Source organism: Parathalassolituus penaei (genome assembly GCF_026626885.1).
Taxonomy (GTDB): Bacteria; Pseudomonadota; Gammaproteobacteria; order Pseudomonadales; family Oceanobacteraceae; genus Oceanobacter; species Oceanobacter penaei.
Window position 1 is genome coordinate 58,023 of the sequence record NZ_JAPNOA010000059.1, and the last position, 15,814, is coordinate 73,836.

The 15,814-nt window shown below is 52.5% G+C and carries 19 protein-coding genes and 2 tRNA genes; 5 read left to right on the plus strand and 16 right to left on the minus strand.

From position 1 onward, the window contains the following. The 6 genes from OUO13_RS18390 to OUO13_RS18415 all read right to left on the minus strand — a co-directional run bounded on the left by OUO13_RS18390 (position 1) and on the right by OUO13_RS18415 (position 4,745). Complete coding sequence (locus tag OUO13_RS18390) at positions 1-606, minus strand: DUF1819 family protein (protein WP_283175370.1); 606 nt, start codon at positions 604-606, stop codon at positions 1-3. Positions 607-980: 374 nt separating this feature from the next. Beyond that, positions 981-1,625 (minus strand): helix-turn-helix domain-containing protein, encoded by a 645-nt coding sequence (locus tag OUO13_RS18395; RefSeq protein ID WP_283175371.1) that lies wholly within the window; start codon positions 1,623-1,625, stop codon positions 981-983. 68 nt (positions 1,626-1,693) lie between these two features. Further along, positions 1,694-1,825, minus strand: coding sequence for an alpha-amylase (locus OUO13_RS18400; protein WP_283175372.1), 132 nt, complete (start codon positions 1,823-1,825; stop codon positions 1,694-1,696). A gap of 133 nt (positions 1,826-1,958) precedes the next feature. Beyond that, positions 1,959-2,801 carry a hypothetical protein gene (locus OUO13_RS18405; RefSeq protein WP_283175373.1) on the minus strand — a complete coding sequence of 281 codons (843 nt, stop codon included), beginning with the start codon at positions 2,799-2,801 and terminating at the stop codon, positions 1,959-1,961. A 506-nt stretch (positions 2,802-3,307) separates the two neighbouring features. Then, positions 3,308-4,519, minus strand: a complete 1,212-nt coding sequence (locus OUO13_RS18410; RefSeq protein WP_283175374.1) for an Arm DNA-binding domain-containing protein — start codon at positions 4,517-4,519, stop codon at positions 3,308-3,310. Next, on the minus strand, positions 4,512-4,745 hold the full coding sequence (locus OUO13_RS18415; protein WP_283175375.1) for a hypothetical protein: 234 nt from the start codon (positions 4,743-4,745) through the stop codon (positions 4,512-4,514). The genes OUO13_RS18410 and OUO13_RS18415 overlap by 8 nt, the downstream gene beginning before the upstream one ends. Before the next feature lie 124 nt (positions 4,746-4,869). On the opposite strand from OUO13_RS18415, the gene OUO13_RS18420 reads away from it, so the two are divergent. Then, the gene (locus OUO13_RS18420; RefSeq protein WP_283175376.1) at positions 4,870-5,091 is read left to right on the plus strand and encodes a helix-turn-helix domain-containing protein; all 222 of its coding nucleotides are present in this window, start codon (positions 4,870-4,872) and stop codon (positions 5,089-5,091) included. Between the two features lie 447 nt (positions 5,092-5,538). On the opposite strand, the gene OUO13_RS18425 is transcribed toward OUO13_RS18420, so the two are convergent. After that, positions 5,539-5,615: transfer RNA gene (locus OUO13_RS18425), tRNA-Met, on the minus strand. A gap of 76 nt (positions 5,616-5,691) precedes the next feature. Continuing rightward, positions 5,692-5,768 (minus strand) — tRNA-Met (locus OUO13_RS18430). A 177-nt stretch (positions 5,769-5,945) separates the two neighbouring features. On the opposite strand from OUO13_RS18430, the gene OUO13_RS18435 reads away from it, so the two are divergent. Beyond that, a complete protein-coding gene (locus tag OUO13_RS18435; RefSeq protein WP_283175377.1) occupies positions 5,946-7,004 on the plus strand; it encodes an AraC family transcriptional regulator in 1,059 nt (352 codons plus the stop codon). 89 nt (positions 7,005-7,093) lie between these two features. Here the strand turns inward: OUO13_RS18435 and OUO13_RS18440 are convergent, their stop codons facing one another. The 6 genes from OUO13_RS18440 to OUO13_RS18465 all read right to left on the minus strand — a co-directional run bounded on the left by OUO13_RS18440 (position 7,094) and on the right by OUO13_RS18465 (position 12,381). Then, on the minus strand, positions 7,094-7,549 hold the full coding sequence (locus tag OUO13_RS18440) for a hypothetical protein (RefSeq protein WP_283175378.1): 456 nt from the start codon (positions 7,547-7,549) through the stop codon (positions 7,094-7,096). A gap of 96 nt (positions 7,550-7,645) precedes the next feature. Next, positions 7,646-8,194: a hypothetical protein gene (locus OUO13_RS18445; RefSeq protein WP_283175379.1), complete on the minus strand. Its 549-nt coding sequence runs from the start codon at positions 8,192-8,194 to the stop codon at positions 7,646-7,648. A gap of 72 nt (positions 8,195-8,266) precedes the next feature. Beyond that, positions 8,267-8,941 carry a class I SAM-dependent methyltransferase gene (locus OUO13_RS18450; RefSeq protein WP_283175380.1) on the minus strand — a complete coding sequence of 225 codons (675 nt, stop codon included), beginning with the start codon at positions 8,939-8,941 and terminating at the stop codon, positions 8,267-8,269. After that, positions 8,925-10,019, minus strand: a complete 1,095-nt coding sequence (locus OUO13_RS18455; RefSeq protein ID WP_283175381.1) for a murein transglycosylase domain-containing protein — start codon at positions 10,017-10,019, stop codon at positions 8,925-8,927. The genes OUO13_RS18450 and OUO13_RS18455 overlap by 17 nt, the downstream gene beginning before the upstream one ends. Before the next feature lie 70 nt (positions 10,020-10,089). After that, positions 10,090-11,445 carry a DUF1329 domain-containing protein gene (locus OUO13_RS18460; protein WP_283175382.1) on the minus strand — a complete coding sequence of 452 codons (1,356 nt, stop codon included), beginning with the start codon at positions 11,443-11,445 and terminating at the stop codon, positions 10,090-10,092. A gap of 132 nt (positions 11,446-11,577) precedes the next feature. Continuing rightward, positions 11,578-12,381, minus strand: a complete 804-nt coding sequence (locus tag OUO13_RS18465; RefSeq protein ID WP_283175383.1) for a TatD family hydrolase — start codon at positions 12,379-12,381, stop codon at positions 11,578-11,580. A gap of 146 nt (positions 12,382-12,527) precedes the next feature. Between OUO13_RS18465 and OUO13_RS18470 the strand changes: the two genes are divergently transcribed. After that, positions 12,528-12,905 (plus strand): hypothetical protein, encoded by a 378-nt coding sequence (locus OUO13_RS18470; protein ID WP_283175384.1) that lies wholly within the window; start codon positions 12,528-12,530, stop codon positions 12,903-12,905. Here the strand turns inward: OUO13_RS18470 and OUO13_RS18475 are convergent. Together OUO13_RS18475 and msrA are read right to left on the minus strand one after the other, a co-directional pair. Further along, on the minus strand, positions 12,887-13,636 hold the full coding sequence (locus tag OUO13_RS18475) for a ParA family protein (RefSeq protein WP_283175675.1): 750 nt from the start codon (positions 13,634-13,636) through the stop codon (positions 12,887-12,889). The genes OUO13_RS18470 and OUO13_RS18475 overlap by 19 nt on opposite strands. A 64-nt stretch (positions 13,637-13,700) precedes the next feature. Further along, positions 13,701-14,333 (minus strand): peptide-methionine (S)-S-oxide reductase MsrA, encoded by a 633-nt coding sequence (msrA, locus tag OUO13_RS18480; protein WP_283175385.1) that lies wholly within the window; start codon positions 14,331-14,333, stop codon positions 13,701-13,703. 45 nt (positions 14,334-14,378) lie between these two features. Between msrA and OUO13_RS18485 the strand changes: the two genes are divergently transcribed. Further along, positions 14,379-15,110 (plus strand): MBL fold metallo-hydrolase, encoded by a 732-nt coding sequence (locus tag OUO13_RS18485; protein ID WP_283175386.1) that lies wholly within the window; start codon positions 14,379-14,381, stop codon positions 15,108-15,110. Continuing rightward, positions 15,103-15,807 carry a class I SAM-dependent methyltransferase gene (locus tag OUO13_RS18490; RefSeq protein WP_283175387.1) on the plus strand — a complete coding sequence of 235 codons (705 nt, stop codon included), beginning with the start codon at positions 15,103-15,105 and terminating at the stop codon, positions 15,805-15,807. The genes OUO13_RS18485 and OUO13_RS18490 overlap by 8 nt, the downstream gene beginning before the upstream one ends. Positions 15,808-15,814: the final 7 nt, after the last annotated feature.

The following is a 15,814-nucleotide window of genomic DNA, read 5'->3' on the forward strand; positions in this document are numbered from 1 at the left end:
TTATCCTGGGTAGTCGTTTCTAAACAGCGGGAAGTAATCAAGCTCTGCCAGGTTGTTCTGTTTTATCAAACTGACCATCGCTGAAGGTAGTACGCATGGCTGAATATGATCGTTCTGATCAATGAGCCCCGCTTCTCGCAACATCAAGAACAATACCTGCCGTAACTTCGTTTTTGTTGCACTGGTTATTTGATCAAGTTCTGGATAGTAATTGGCTTTCTGCATCCAAAATGTGTCAAACGTGTCTCGAGGCAGGTCACAGATCAGACTGGTATACCGATCATTCATAACCTCTGCAGCGAATTCACGAATCAGCCTGTAAGCCCGACATGCAGCGAGCCAGAGCATGAGAGACTGTGTCGCAGATTCAGACAGATAAATAAACTCAAGCTCGGTATCGGACAGGCATTGAAGACGGGTTCTTGTTTCCCGAAAAAGAATCTTCAGACTCGCGTATGTTCTGGCCTGAAGAAGATTTTCAGCGAAAACCATCTTCTTCACTTCCTCCCAGTTTCGCACATCCATGTACGCTTCAATCACAGCGAGCGACTCTCGTTGAAGCAGAGCACCGTTGGTGAAGGTAAGTTTGTAGTGTTTAGCTTGCATGGTGGCCGCTTATGCGCTGGTAAAATCCCAAATATTACCATTGCTCGTTTTGTTAAGCACTTTCACCTCTCCAACACAAGCAGTCTATTCAGACACAAAAAAGCCCGAGCGGCCAGTTAACTGACGGCTCGGGCTTGTACCCACCCCTTACCCGTTTTGCACAGTGGCGTTTCGACTAATCGGACTTCCGAAGAACCCCTTTCTTCTAGCCTCATTCAAGGCAGCAACCGTGCATTCCGAATTGTTTTCGTATCGCGGCGCGGGTGCGAACTGGCACTTCGCGCGGCTAGCTCATCAGAGCGAACGAAAGTGGCTGTTTATGGCTGCCGGGCCATGAGCTTTGAGCCGCTCAGGTGCTATAGGGGTTCTTTACGCTACCAGTTAGCCGGATGAGTTACCACATCATCCACAGGGTAGCCGTGATTCAGAAGCGCAGCACGGACGAGGTATTTAATTTGAACCTCACCATCTAGGGGTGAAGGAGTTCTCGGTTTAACGTCTGGATTATCAATGAAACCAAGAAGTTTTGTTACATCAAGATCCATACGAGCATAACAGATAAGCCAGTTCTCATCCTTGCCACAAGCAACCTTGTCCAGGGAAACCGGTGATAGATACAATGCATTGAATTTCCCCCTGCCGAGTGCATGAACGACGAGCTTGTATAGAGGCTCCCACTTGGCTTGCTGAGGATCTTGGCAATAGACTATTCGCTGAAGAATGACTTGACCTTCTACTTTATGCCATATACCTCCCTCCAAGGCCCCTGAAACTGCTCTGTAAAAGCGAAAAGATGCTCGCCGTAACTTGGAACCAAATACTTCCAGCAATGGCCTGAGTTGTTCTTCCGTGCCAGTCTTCGTTCCTTTCTTCCAGTCACTGACAATCGACTGTTGAGTACGACAGCTGGTTGCTATATCGGCTTGTGTCCAACCATCATTAAGGGCCAGACGAACCAGTTCTTTGGTTTGCTTGAATGGGCGTTTTTTGCGGTTCCTAGATGGTTTTTGGGCTTCCATTCTGTCTCTCAATCTATCCAAAATAAAATAGAGGCAGGAGGCTACTACACCCTCCGGCCTCAAATCACCTACTTACCCTTGCGGTTCGGGTTCAACTGCTTGCCACGATTGCCCTGGTTTTTGTCGTAGGTTGTGTTGGTCCCTGACGTACCCTTGTTCGGGTTTTTGATGTCACCTTGGTGGTTTGATTGCTTGGCCATGGTCTTTCTCCTATTGATAACCTGACCCTCACAGTACCTCACCCTAAAAATCGTGCGACTGATGATTCAATGATAAATAGTGATAATTGGTGATATTTTCGGCGTATACCCTGGAAGGGACATCTGATCTGCTTCACTCCAACTCAAAGCTGTTATCCACCATGATCTCAATGGCAGAAATCTCCTGTTCTACGCCTTGGGCATTGGCTTTTGGGATGGTCCTAGCAACATACCTGATCATCTTTCGAGTGGCATGCGCCTCGGCAAGGGGCAGAAAAATGTCAGAGTTTGTGCATTTGAATGAAAGGCTCTTCCCCAAGGCTCGGTTGTGCTCGACTGGAAAAAGAAACACTTCATTTTTCGACGCACGAAACCCGTCGACAAGTGCAATACCCGAGACATCCTCAGACTGAAACTCTCGAAGTTCCGGTTCTCGCACATGCCCAGAAACAATGATCGGTTCGGATGAGTTCAAATCTAAAGAGACAGAAAAAGTCTGTTGCAACGGCCTGCCGCCATTCACCTGAATGAATTTTTCAATTTGTTCACTGACGCAGTCCAAGTCGTCAAACTCTCGAGATTCATCTGCGCTCAATGCGGCCGAAAAAAGCTCCGCCGTACCGTGTGTGATTCGGGACAAAACATGGAAGGCAAGCTGCTGTAATTCACTTCTGATGCCTACGGAGAGCTCGGTTGAGGCCTCAATTGAGGCAAGCCACTGCTGATCCTGACCAGCATCCGGTCTTGCAACATGAGGGTGAATATCAAAATAAACTGCCTCTCTGGGCATGGTTTCCAGAACGAAGCTAGAAAAGACTCGTTTTACAAGCTCAAGAATTTTTTTAAGTTCAGCGGGAATCAGTGCACGATCCGGGAACTTCAAATGCGAGTCTTCGGCAATAATCTGAGCCCCCTGAAATCTCAGCAAAAGAACAACCGCATTCGAACTTCCCAATGATTCAACTTGATGCGCCATGCCATTTCCTCCAATTCCTCGTCGGCTAAGCACACCACGTTGAAAAGGTTTTTGGCAACACCATGTTTTTCTTCAAGCAACTGATTTAGAAAGCTTTTTTTGCAAAAGATAGTATTCTTTTGGAAATGTTTCATTTTGTAAAAAATATCAAAATCCCTGATAACTCATGGAGTTACTAGTGATTTTCCGATTTCCCGAATCGTCTCCTGAGAGCTCTGCCTTTTTTGTTTCATTCTGTGTTTTTGAGACGCAAATCCCATTTCAGAAGAGGTCTCCAGGTAAAAGACGAACAAACTCCTGTCGCAAATGACCAGTTGTCCGTTGCTCCCCTGTACACGACAAGTACTGCGAATAAACCCAAACAAGAACTGCTTTATGATTGTCACATCGACCTTTTACTCCCAAGAATCCGGCCAAACCAAAGCCAGGCTGAATTCGGTATCGGGCAATGAGCCACTCAGATAACTCTCGAACAACCAAGGGAAACTGACCGTTGATAGGATGAATCATGAAGCCACCTCCCGTGAGGTTCCGGCAACCAGGTTCTCAAATGCCGAACCATCCATGCGGGTCAAATTCGGAACATAGCGCGAGTAAACCGTGAACAGCATTTCCGTGGAGGAATGCCCCAGCAAGCGGGCGACCCACTCAGGATTCTCTCCAGATGCCAGAAGCAGTGTGGCAGCGGTATGTCGAGTTTGATATGGACGACGTTTTGCCAGTCGAAGGTTTCTTAAAAGTGGATACCACACCCTTTTGGTGACGTTGTTTTGGTCCAACGGCTCACCTTGCATATTGCAGAATACGTAACGACTCAGCCTCCCCGTGGCTGATTTCTGACTCATAAGAGCCTCGTAGACAGGCCCGAGCATCGGGATCTCACGCTGCGAACCATTGTTTTTGGTGTATTCAGTTTTTCCGGCAATCAGAGTCTCGCGCACAAGAATCTGACGGCGTTCAAAATCGACATACTCCCATTTCAGGCCATCAACCTCACCGGTTCTCATTCCAGTGAAAAAGCGCACTGTGTAGTAGTTACGAAAGTCTTCCCGAACCTTCTCAATGATCCGATTCACTTCAAGCAACGAAAATGGTTCGATATGCACTTTCTGCAATTTGAGCGGCTTGATATTGCGGTATGGACTTTCGAAACCATAGCGATCGGCCGCCTCTGTCATGATCATGCTCAGAATTCCCATCCGATTGTTCACCGTTTTGGCTGTGACCGTAGCGTTGCCATTGCGCCCCGGCAAAGATGCCTGCTGCACTCGAAAGTTCATCAAGTCGTCTTTGGAGATCTGCGCCAACGGCGTCTTTCCAAATGCAGGCAATAAAGCACTATCCAACAGCGATCGTACGTTCCTCAAATGGGACGAGCGCCATTCAACAGATTTTTCAGAAAACCACTGCTCTGCAAAAATACCGAACGCAGGTGCTTTGTGATTTGAAGATCTGGCGGTTGGCTTATCAGGGAGAATCTCCAAGGTTCCATTTTCAACAGCCTCCACTTTTTTACGGTTGCTGCTCTCCGGAAAAAAATCGGCATAGGTAAACTCACCCAGCGTGATTTTTGCCTGAATCCGCTGCAGAACAGACTCCAGTTGCTTCCTGTTCTTAGGCGTATCATCGAGCAGCGTCTGCTCCCGGCATCGCATACCGAGGTAACGAAAATCCAGAAACAGCTTACCTGTCTCTACACGAACCCGAACGCTAGCCATGACAAACACCTCCGGCAGCCATAGGAATCGCCATCGCCTCTTTCGATGCGTCCAGCATGTCTCCTTCGATTACTTCCCAGATGTAGAGAATTTTGCGACCGCCAAATGGGCGGATGTAGTGACGACCTTCCAGCAGCACGCTGTCTTTGAGGCAGTTACGGATTGTGCGGGCGTCGTACTTGATGCGAGCAGAGAGTTCCTCTGTTGTCAGGTAGGTATTGCTCATGCGACCATTCCTCGTACTTCGTTAATCCAATGATAACTTTTATTATCACTTGATCATAAATATACACGGTCAGATGATCAGTTCAAGTTGTTTTTGATAATTTATTTAATCATTTGAGCATCCAATGATCCGTTTTCATCTAAAGAAGCTGATTGCTGACAAAGAGTTCGCCGAGAAACGGCGGGTAACCATCGCGGAAATTTCAGAGGCAACCGGCATCAATCGCATGACCCTATCGAAGATGATCAACCACCCAGGCCACAGCACAGTCACGGATAATCTGGACAAGCTATGCAGATACTTCGACTGCCCAGTCGAAGAGCTGATCACCTACGTAAAAGAGTGATGACAAAAAATTTCGAAAAATTTTCCAACGCACGAGCCCTACGGTCATTTCTGTCGCCCAACACGGTGATTTTTTGAAGGCGGCAGCCACAATCCAGGCACAGAGTGGGCACAGAGACATTTTTTGAGGATTTGGCAATGTCGAATGACAATCAAGAAATGGATCTTCATCCGTCGTGGCTCGTCGATCCATACGGTAAAAATTGCAGAGAGGGGAGCAAGAGAACAAATGCTTAGGCACACGCCCCTTAAGGTCACCGACTAACCAGAAGCAACAAAAGCTAAAAACAGGGGGAAAAGAATGCGGAGGAGCAAATAGCCACTACAGTCAAAACTTCGACGCAAAAAACAGCCAAACTAACCGTAAAAGCAGATAAACTAACAGCTTATTTAGGATAATTTCAGATTATTGTTCCCAGAGCGGGAAAGATACTACAAAAGAGGGAAGTGGTTGCGGGGGCCAGATTCGAACTGACGACCTTCGGGTTATGAGCCCGACGAGCTACCAGGCTGCTCCACCCCGCGACAACTGACACGAATGTGTCTATGGGTGCACTACTAAGTCTCTGACAAACCGTTAATTATTTCTGGTAAAAATAATTGGTTGCGGGGGCCGGATTCGAACCGACGACCTTCGGGTTATGAGCCCGACGAGCTACCAGGCTGCTCCACCCCGCGTCAGAGGCTGCGAATAATACGGATACCACCCACAGGTGTCAATAGTGATTTTGCAAAATTATTACGAAGCCTGAGCAGATACAGTCTCGTTACAAAAAGGCTTGCAGAACGCTGGCGACAAAACGGCCGGGATGATAGGTTACGAACACATAAAATAACAACAATAAAGATACGCCTATGAGTGCTTACCTTACACCGACATTAACGTCGGCCGTGCTCTATCCGCTATTGCAATTACTGCGCGAGCGCGGCATGACAACTGACGAACTCTCCGAGTTCAGTCAGGAGTGGGCAAGTGACAATCTTCACTTGCCTGTACAGGTTTTCGATCGAGTGCTGGAACAAGCCAGCAGCGTTCTCCGGGATCCGGCTATTGGCCTGATGCTCGGCAGTAGAATGGACTGGCGACGCTTCCGTCTGCTTGCTTACCTGCTCAGTGAATGCCGAACCGGTCGTGACGCCCTGTCACAACTGCGCCGTTATTACCCGCTGATCAGCGACAGCCATGCTCCGGATGTTTTTATTGGCCAGCATGCCGTCAAGGTAGTCTTCTATGTCAGCGAAGGGAGTCAGGACGCCCGCCAGACTCGCGCTGAAATGGTGGCTGCCGGTATCCATAACATTGGTACACGCCTTGGCAATGGCTTCTACAACATCACCGGTATCGGTTTCCAGCAGCCCGCCCCCGCCTATCGTGAACAACTCGAACGTTATTTCGGGGTTCCGGTACGCTTTGGCGAACACTGCAACTGGATCAGTTTCTCCAGCGATTATCTCGACAAGTCGATGAAAAAAGCGGCACCGTTCCTGGCCACTATGCTGGAAGGTTCCGAATTACCATGGACTGCCGAAGATACCGATCGTCCATTCAGCCGCAAACTGCGCCATATCCTTTATTACTGGCCGACCTGTCTGCCAATGACCAAGGAAGCAGTCGCTGATTTGCTGGGCACCAGCGCCCGCACCCTGACCCGTCGTCTACAGGAAGAAGGCAGCCAGTTCTCGGAACTGAGCAAACACTGCCGTCTGATCCGTGCCGCCGCCGCGCTCAAGCGTACCAGCAAGGATGTGCAGCAACTGGCTAATGAACTGGGCTTTTCGGATCGTCGCGGATTCGAACGAGCGTTCAAACAGTGGACTGGTCAGACACCAGCAGCGTTTCGCCGCCAGTGGCGTACCCAGGGTGCAGGTATCTCTGCCATGTCACTAATGGACAGCTTGGGCAGTTTCTACTGACGGGATGTTTACCGGCTTTCTGCAGCAGATGCAGAAAGCCGGTAAATATTGCTATTCAGATCAGAAGTGCAGTTAAAACGTTTGCTCGTCTACCAGTCGTTGGCTGACAACGCCGCACGAACGGCTGCTATCTTCTGGTTCTTTTCAAAATCCACCAGGCTGGTGAATAGCTCACGTACGCCGGTACTGGCCGCCTCGGATGCCACCTGCCGGTACAGCCCCGACAGATAATCACTGATGCGACACGCCAGCTGGACCACTTCGTCCACACTCATATCGTCATGGCACACACCGCTATCGCCCAGAGCTTCCGGCAAGCCGCCCGGCTCTATCTGATGCCACTCGGAAAGCACTGCAGCAGGGCTGTCCTGACAGAGCCGAACCATGGCCTCAGCCTGATGCTCTTCATGAGCTGCCAGCAACTGCATGACCAGATCAACCTGCTCTTTCTGGGTACCTTCGCGTAATTGCTGAAACAGGGTTGCTGCCTGATGGTGAACCTGCTCGCTGAGCATCAGCAAGTCTCGAACAGTTGAGTAACTCATACTTTGTCTCCTCTTGAACGGTACTGCCGAATGGCGAACACCGTTCAGCATAGGTCAGAGCAACAAAACAGTAATGTTACAGATCAGGTCAGAGGCTTATTCTTCAGGATTATCGGAATCCAGAATCCCACGCACCTCCTCAAGATGCGAACGCACCAGCTCCTTGTCAGCCGAAGGTGCCGACTGCGCTTCTTTAATCATTCCCAGTGACTGTTCGAGCATGTTGATCATGGCTTGTCGCTGTTCTTCAGGCATACCCGGCATACTCTTTACCTGTTGCAGCTGGTTCTGCATTTCAGTGACGGAGGCAGCTTCCTTTTCCATCTCAATTGCGACAAACGCACGGGTGACTTCAGTACTGACAACTGACCAGCGTTCTACACTTTCGAAGCCTTTAGCACGCACCAGAGATTCAAAATCACCATACAACCCGGCACCACGCAATTGCTCGACTCCCTGCTGGAATACAGTTTCCATGCTGGAACCTGGAGCTGCAGGTTGCTCAGGAAGCTGATCCTGGTGGGTATCCAGCCAGTTTTTGATTTCCGGCATGCCGGTCATCCAGGCCCCCAGCTCTGAACTGGTTAATGCCTGGGTCGGCAAAGCCGCCGCCAGCAAAATCATCAGGGCGTTAATGCGACGCATCGTGGTGTTCTCCTTGAAGTGATGAGGACGGCCTGCAGCAGGCCCGAAGTAATAACGTTAACACAGCGGACTTCATGGCTGGCGCTTGTGGTGCAGGATTCTGACCAGCAGCTCTTCATCAAAGTCATCGAGGGTTGGCAAGGTTGAACGCTTGCGAGTATCGAGGCATTGCACGGCCCCCAGCACTCGCCCCGCCCTGCTGCAGTTCAGGGCAGCATCTGGCTCAGCGAATAATCCTTCCGGTATACGCTCAAACAGCTCCATCAGCAGGTTATGACTGCCAGGATCGTAAAGCAGATCGGTGGCAATCAGTATGTCGACACCACGAGCTTCGGTGAGCATGGCAGGGGTAATGGATACACCATTCAGCCGAGCATTCCCTTCGGCTGCCAGCAGGGCCAACGGGTCAAGATCTGCAATGAGCACTTCACTCGCACCGGCACGGGCTGCGGCAATGGCGGCAATTCCGGAACCACAACCCAGATCCAATACCCGTTTGCCACGAACAACCTCCGGATGTTCCAGCAGCCAGCTGGCCAGCGCCCGCCCGGCTGCCCACGCAAAGGCCCAGTAAGGCATATGGGACCACATAACCCCGATTTCATCGGACAAGTAAAAGCGGTCAGCCTCTGGTTTCAATAACGCTAGCTCAATACCGCGTTCAACACTCACCAGCTCGATGGTGCTATCCGACCAGCCCGGCACTCGTGCCAATAGTTGTTGGTGATACTCAGGAACGTCCTTCATAGCGACTCCGCGCCTTGGTCACTTTTTGCAAATATTGCCGTGTCTCAGCCTTGGGGTGCGACGTCACAATCGTCCTGTACACCTCCGTCGGCGACATAGCGTTAATTCTGGCAATAGCCTTGTTGCGATCACTATGAAAGGTACGCAACAAATTCCCGGCACCGCCATTATAGGCAGCAATAATGCAGTAGTCCTGACGCTCCTCTCCCTGAATATTACCCAGGTAAACATCCCGCAGAATGGCAAGATAACCGGAGCCAATATCGATATTGGTGTGGGGATTCATCAGATCGGTCGCCGTCGGGCGGGTATGGGTCTGATAGATACGTTCGTAGACGTCCTTACCGGCACTGGCAATCATTACCTGCATCAGACCGTAAGCCGGAGCCGGAGAAATAGCAAACGGGTTAAAGCTGCTTTCGGTTTCGATAATCGCCAGAATCAGTGATGGTGGCAGGCTGTAGCGATAGGACGCACGCGCAACGCTGTCCTTGTATTCACTGGCGCTTAACAGCAGGTAGTTGCTGACCATATCCAGACTGACGATAAAACCATTACTGGTGCGCTGCAGTTTGTTGGCCACCAGCCAGTCGGCGTATTGCTCGGCACGCCAGGGGAATTCGATGGATTTGCCGGTATTGTCGAGCACCTTGCCAGCCAGAAACGGTTTGCCGGTGAGGCCAAATTCGGCCGCCGTATAGAGGTCTACGGCCGTTGGATCGGCTGGTGTTAGCAACACCGCCTTGATGGCATGGCGAATAGCGGATTGCGGGTCCTGACTGCCACGGTTTTCGACATGAATCTTGCCCAGACCAAAATCCACAATCACCTGGGTGTGGAAATCGTCCAGATATTTCACCAGCGTGTGGGGTGACGGCAATAACAGATCTTGCCCCCAGACCTTGTTGGCTTGCTCCGGAAAAAACATGTATTCCAGAATCACAGCCTGCACGTCGCTGGACATATCCGCAAAACCATCTGGCAACTCGCCACTCTGAGCAGGCGTTAGAGAGAGTCCCAGCACTGGCAGTAACAGCAAGGTCCGACTCAGCAGCCGGTAACGAATCAAACGCAACATCGGGGGCCCGGTTTCCAGCGGCTTAAAGCCGTCAGTCTAGAGGCTTGGCCCCCAAATGTCGCGGCATCACTCAGCGACGCGCATCACGTCGCACCGATGACGGAATGAAGTCGCTTTCGCGAATATCATTGTTGAAAAAATCCGGCGCAGCCGCCTGCTCGTTATCCAGCCCCTCTGCGTAATAACGACCACTGGACAGGTCGTAGGTAACCTCCAGGGTTGGATACATCAGTGGCACGTCGTAATAATTGATCAGGTGTGCTTCCAGCACCTGCTGCAGTTGATCCTGATGATCGTATTCCTCGGCATAAACAATCTGCCATGAGTCTTCATCCAGATAATAACGACGACGTTTGAACTTGTGGCTGACCCCTTCACGCAGACGCGCTTCGACAACCCAGACCCGATGCGCTTCATAACGCAGCAGACTCGGGTTCAGATGGTGTTGGTGGAGGATGTCATCCAGCTTCACGTCGCCCTGATGAACCGCATAGGCGTTATACGGAATGTACATTTCCTGCTTGCCCAGCAACTGCCAGTCGAAGCGGTCGGGAGCGCCGTTATAGATATCCACCTGATCAACCGTGCGAAATGACTGGGTGCTGACATCCGGCGTGTCATAGGCCAGATCAGGAGTACGCCGCAGACGACGCTGTCCGGCAATATAAATCCAGGATTTGCGCGGCGAGCGAATCTGATCCAGCGGCTCGTGCACCAGAGTCAGGGTTCCCGCCATCTGTGCCGGCGCCAGGGTTTCACGAATCAGGTAAAACACCGTGTTGTCGAGCTGCTGGAGCGTCATGTCCGGCTGGCTGTATTTGAAGAAATAACGGTAATCCCGCAGGGTATCCATACGATCACCATTTTCGGTAATCAGACTGGTCACCGAGCGAAACGCCACCGACTCCCCGCGATACCGCAAGGTATGATTCCAGATCACTTCCAGACCGGAGGTTGGCACCGGAAACGGCGAACTCACCAGCGCTCCATCCACTCCGGCACCATAAGGCAAGAGTTTGGCCTTGCTGGCATTGGTGCGCAGGGCGTCATACACCCGCTGTGGATACGACGCCGAGCGATGGCTCGGGTAAATATTCAGATACAGATCCGGATAACGCTGCAACAAGGCAATCTGACCCGCGCCAAGACGATCCTTGTATTGCTCAAGATTACCGGCGTGAATTCGGGCAATTGGCATATCGTTTTTATATGGGTCGGGATGAAACCCGCCCGGCCATGGGCCTTTCTGCTCCGCCAGGCCGCCAGTCCAGTCGGGAATATCGGAACCATTCCCTTGTCGCTCGGCCCCCACCGGGGTGAGATCCTGATCCAGTAGTGCCACCGATCCCTGATCAACCGCTGCCAACAGCCATCCTGGCGTCAGCATCAACAGAACCACCAGCCGCCGCATCACCTGCTGCATCATGATTACCTCGTTACCCTTTCCGATGTGGAATATCGTGCAGGCGGAGGGTAGATAGCCCGAATCGGCAGCTCAACATATTGTTACAAAAATCAACAAGGATGCTGTGCCGACCATTCGATCAGGTGGTAGAAATCACTCTTTGGAGGGCTGGAATTCAGCTTGTTGGGCCAAACGCGGAAAAGTGGAGCGCAGATTGTCGAGCAATAAAACCTGAACATCTGTCAGAGACAACTTCCAGAGCCTGGCCAGAATCTGGCCCAGAAGCGGCAAACTGGCCGGTGTATTACGAGCCTCCGCCCAGAAACGCGGTGTCATGTCGGGAGCATCGGTTTCCAGCAACCAGGCCGACGGCGGCAGCTGCTGAACAGCCTCGTGTAATTTGCGTGCACGAGGTTGGCTCAATAATCCCCCCGCGCCGAGGCGAAATCCGAGATCCAGATAACGGCGTGCCTGCGGCAAGCTGCCACTGAACGCGTGTATAACCCCGCCTCCGCTGAATCCGGCCCGCTTGATACGCGCCGCCGCTTCATCGTGAGCGCCAACTGCATGCAAAATCAGCGGCAGGCCATAACGGCTCGCCAACTCGATATGAGCATCCAGAAGCACTATCTGGTTCTGTCGCTGCGGCTTGTCCTCCGCCTTACGCCAATCCAGCCCGGTTTCACCAACCGCCACACAACGGTGACTGGCATTGGCCAGCGCCTGCTGTAACCAGTCCAGATCCGTCGACTCATGATCAAAAAACGGATGCAGGCCAAGGGCATAACACCAAGGACGATTCAGACAGCGTGCTTCAAGCGCTACGCCTTGTGAACGCGAAATACCGGGAATCAGCAAACCGCTGATGCCCAGTTGCTGGCAGTGTTGCCAGATCAGCTCGCGGTCGTGATCAAAGACAGGGAAATCAAAATGGCAGTGGCTATCGAACCAGCTCATGGACCACCTCCGGTACATCAGGTCATGGACTGTCTTCGGCTTTAAGCAGCAAAACAGGCTATTGCAACCTGTCTGCTGTGCAAAACGTGACTCGCCGCAAGTTTGTGCTATTACTTAAGACAGAACCCTAACACAGGAGAGCGACCATGAAGCTCGCTCCTCAAGAACTCAGGGATATGATTATTCGCCCAACGCTGGATTATCTGGGCTGTTACAACCACGCTGTGGAGAATTTGCTGGTGGCGTTGGCGCAACTGCAGGAGTACCAGAGTCAGTCTCCTGCCTGTCGCACCCATGGCTTGTACCCGATTGATGCGGATCTGCACCAGCGGGTGTGGGATCAGTATCTGGCGTTTAATCCGGACCTTGCCAGTCGTATTCGTGGTCTGGCTTCCCAGCACGAATTCCTGAACCACCCGCACAGCGAACTGAACACCAACCTGTCCTACGCCACTGCCATTGCCTGGGCGATTTTTATTGTCTATCCAAAGGTTCAGCAGGCCGATTATTGCCGCTCCGCCTGAGGAGCACGCATACCAGTACGCTCACACACCGTTGCCCACAACGCTTCATAGTTACGTGAAAGGGGTACGTATGGCTGACTGCAGACAATCGGCTCACGGTCTTCGAGCATACGTTCGGCACTGGCCGAGTGCGTAATCACGGTTGATAACAACTCCGGCATGGTCGGGGCGGTTTCCCGAACCCACTCAACATGCGCGGCCTTGCGGCGATCAATCAGGGTTACAAACGGCAACCACTGGCGCTTCTTAACCCAGTCGAGGTGCTCACGACACTGCTGGTACGCCCGGATCGACAGAATCGACGGCTCAATAGGCACCAGCAAATAATCCACAGCCTGTAACACGCCCTCGATCTGCGGTGATAACATCGGCGGACAATCCAGAATCAGCAACTCGTAGTCTTCACCCAGACGGTCAATGGCCTCTTTCATTTGCAGCAACGCAGATTCGCGATCAACCACACTGTCGTTAAAGTGTCGCAGCGACAAATCCGCAGGTAAGACATCGAGGCGGTCATAACGACTGCGCTGGATATAACGGCCGATCGGTTTGCCGGCACTCCAGATCTTGTCCTGCTTGCGTTCGGCGTCAACGCCCAGAATCCAGCTGGCAGCCCCCTGGGGATCAAGATCCCATAACAGGGTGCGCATGCCTTCCCGAGCCGCCAGGGCGGCCAGGTTCACTGCACTGGTGGTTTTCCCCACCCCACCCTTCAACTGAAATGCCGCCATCGACTTCACGCTTGTTGCTTCCTTCTCTTGTTAAACGCTGTTCTTTTCCATCAATACGACCGGATCAGTCGTCAAACGTTACACCACATCCACCCAGACCACAGTAGCCCGCCGGATGTTTGGCCAGATATTGCTGGTGTTCTGCCTCGGCTGGGTAAAACTCCACATCCAGCTGGATTTCAGTAGTGATTATGCCTCGACCGGCCGCCGTCAAACGTTGCTGATAGTGATCGCGACTGGTTTCCGCACGCGCCAGAGCATCTTCGGTGCGCACATAAATACCGGAGCGATACTGGGTACCCACATCGTTGCCCTGACGCATGCCCTGCGTAGGGTCGTGACGTTGCCAGAACACCACCAGCAATTCTTCGAGACTGATCACACCCGGCTCGTACCAGATACGAACCAGCTCGTTATGGCCGGTCAGACCGGTGCAGACTTCCTCATAAAACGGATTGGGGGTATAACCGGCACCGTAACCCACGGCCGTCAGATAAACACCTGGCAACGACCAGAAGGCGCGTTCGGCCCCCCAGAAGCACCCCATACCGACCATGAGTTCCTCCAACCCTTGCGGGCACGGACCGATCATGGCACGGCCATTTATATAATGATGACTGCTGGTTGGAATGGGTTGGGAACGTCCCGGCAGGGCATCATCCGGCTCGGGAAGTGAAACGGGTTTGGAAAACCACATGGTGATACCTCGATTTTCAATTGCCAGACCAAGAGCATAAGCAATATGACAGCACTATACCTGCACTTCCATGGCACCGGCAGCGGCGGGCATCCGGCCATGGGCAGCGCCGCCGCCACTCTGGAGCGTAACGGCAAGCCATTACTGCTGATCGATTGCGGTCCGGGCACGCTGGTAAATTTTTACGAACGTTATCAACAACTGCCACCGGCGCTATTTGTCACTCACGGTCATATGGACCACATCGCCGATCTGGAAATCCTCAGCGTGCGAGCACATCTGACCAGGAGTGCTCCGATTCCGATGTTTGTGCCATTAAGTGTGATTCCAGTGTTGCATCAGCGTCTGGCCCAATACCCGGGAACCCTGGCGGAAGGCGGTCTCAATTTCTGGCAATCATTCCAGCTGATTCCGGTGGTCGACCGTTTCAGTTTCGCCGGGCTGGATTGGCGCACCTACCCTGCCCGCCACCATGCGCCGGGCTCCTGTTATTCCTTGCATCTGCCGGGTAGCTTCTTTTATAGCGCCGATACGCGCCCGGTGCCGGAAGTATTACATCACTGCCTGACCGGTCAGGAGCTGGTATTTCACGATTGTGGCTTACACGCAAATCCGTCACACACCGGACTTGATGATCTGGCCCGCGAATACCAGCCAGACCTCTGCAAACGATTGGTGCTCTACCACTACGCCAGCGCCGAGCACGGCCAGCAACTGGCTGCGGCCGGCTATCGAGTCGCTACTCCGGGCTCGGGATACCCGCTTGGCCATGGCTGAGATTCACCCATCAGGCACACCAGCCCCACATCCGGGCCTGCAACGGTCACTCGACCGCATGCTGGCCAACGCCTGGCTAAAACCCTGGCGTCTACCCGCATGTCTGCCGGCAGAATTACAGTTATGGCTGCTGGACCCGGACTGCCTGCAACGGCGTTTCAGCCCCGAAGAAGAACTGAGCATCCAGAATCATCCGGCCTATTGGGCGATTTGTTGGCCGGCCGGTCATGCACTGGCGGCATTTATTCTGGCCAATCCGCAGTATGTAGCGGGTAAACGGGTTTTGGACGTTGGCTGCGGTAGCGGCGTGGTGGCAATTGCCGCGGCGCTGGCAGGTGCACGGCAAGTAATCGCCAGTGATCTCGATAGCGACGCCTTGCTGGCAACCCAGGCTAACGCCGCGCTGAATGGCGTCGAACTGATCAGCTGTGGGGATTTTAATGACGCCGGAGACGTCGACCTGCTGCTGGCGGCTGACCTGCTGTACGACCACAACAATCTGTTCATGCTCGACCGTTTTCGCGAAGTAGCCAGCAACGTGCTGGTCGCCGAATCACGCCAGCGTCTCTGGCAGCATCCGCATTACCACGACCTGCCATCGCTGAACGCCAGCACCGAGCCGGATATTGGCCTCGCCGATGAGTATCAACAGGTTCGTATCAGCCAAGCCTGCGGAATAATACCCATAAACGGATAACCTGCTG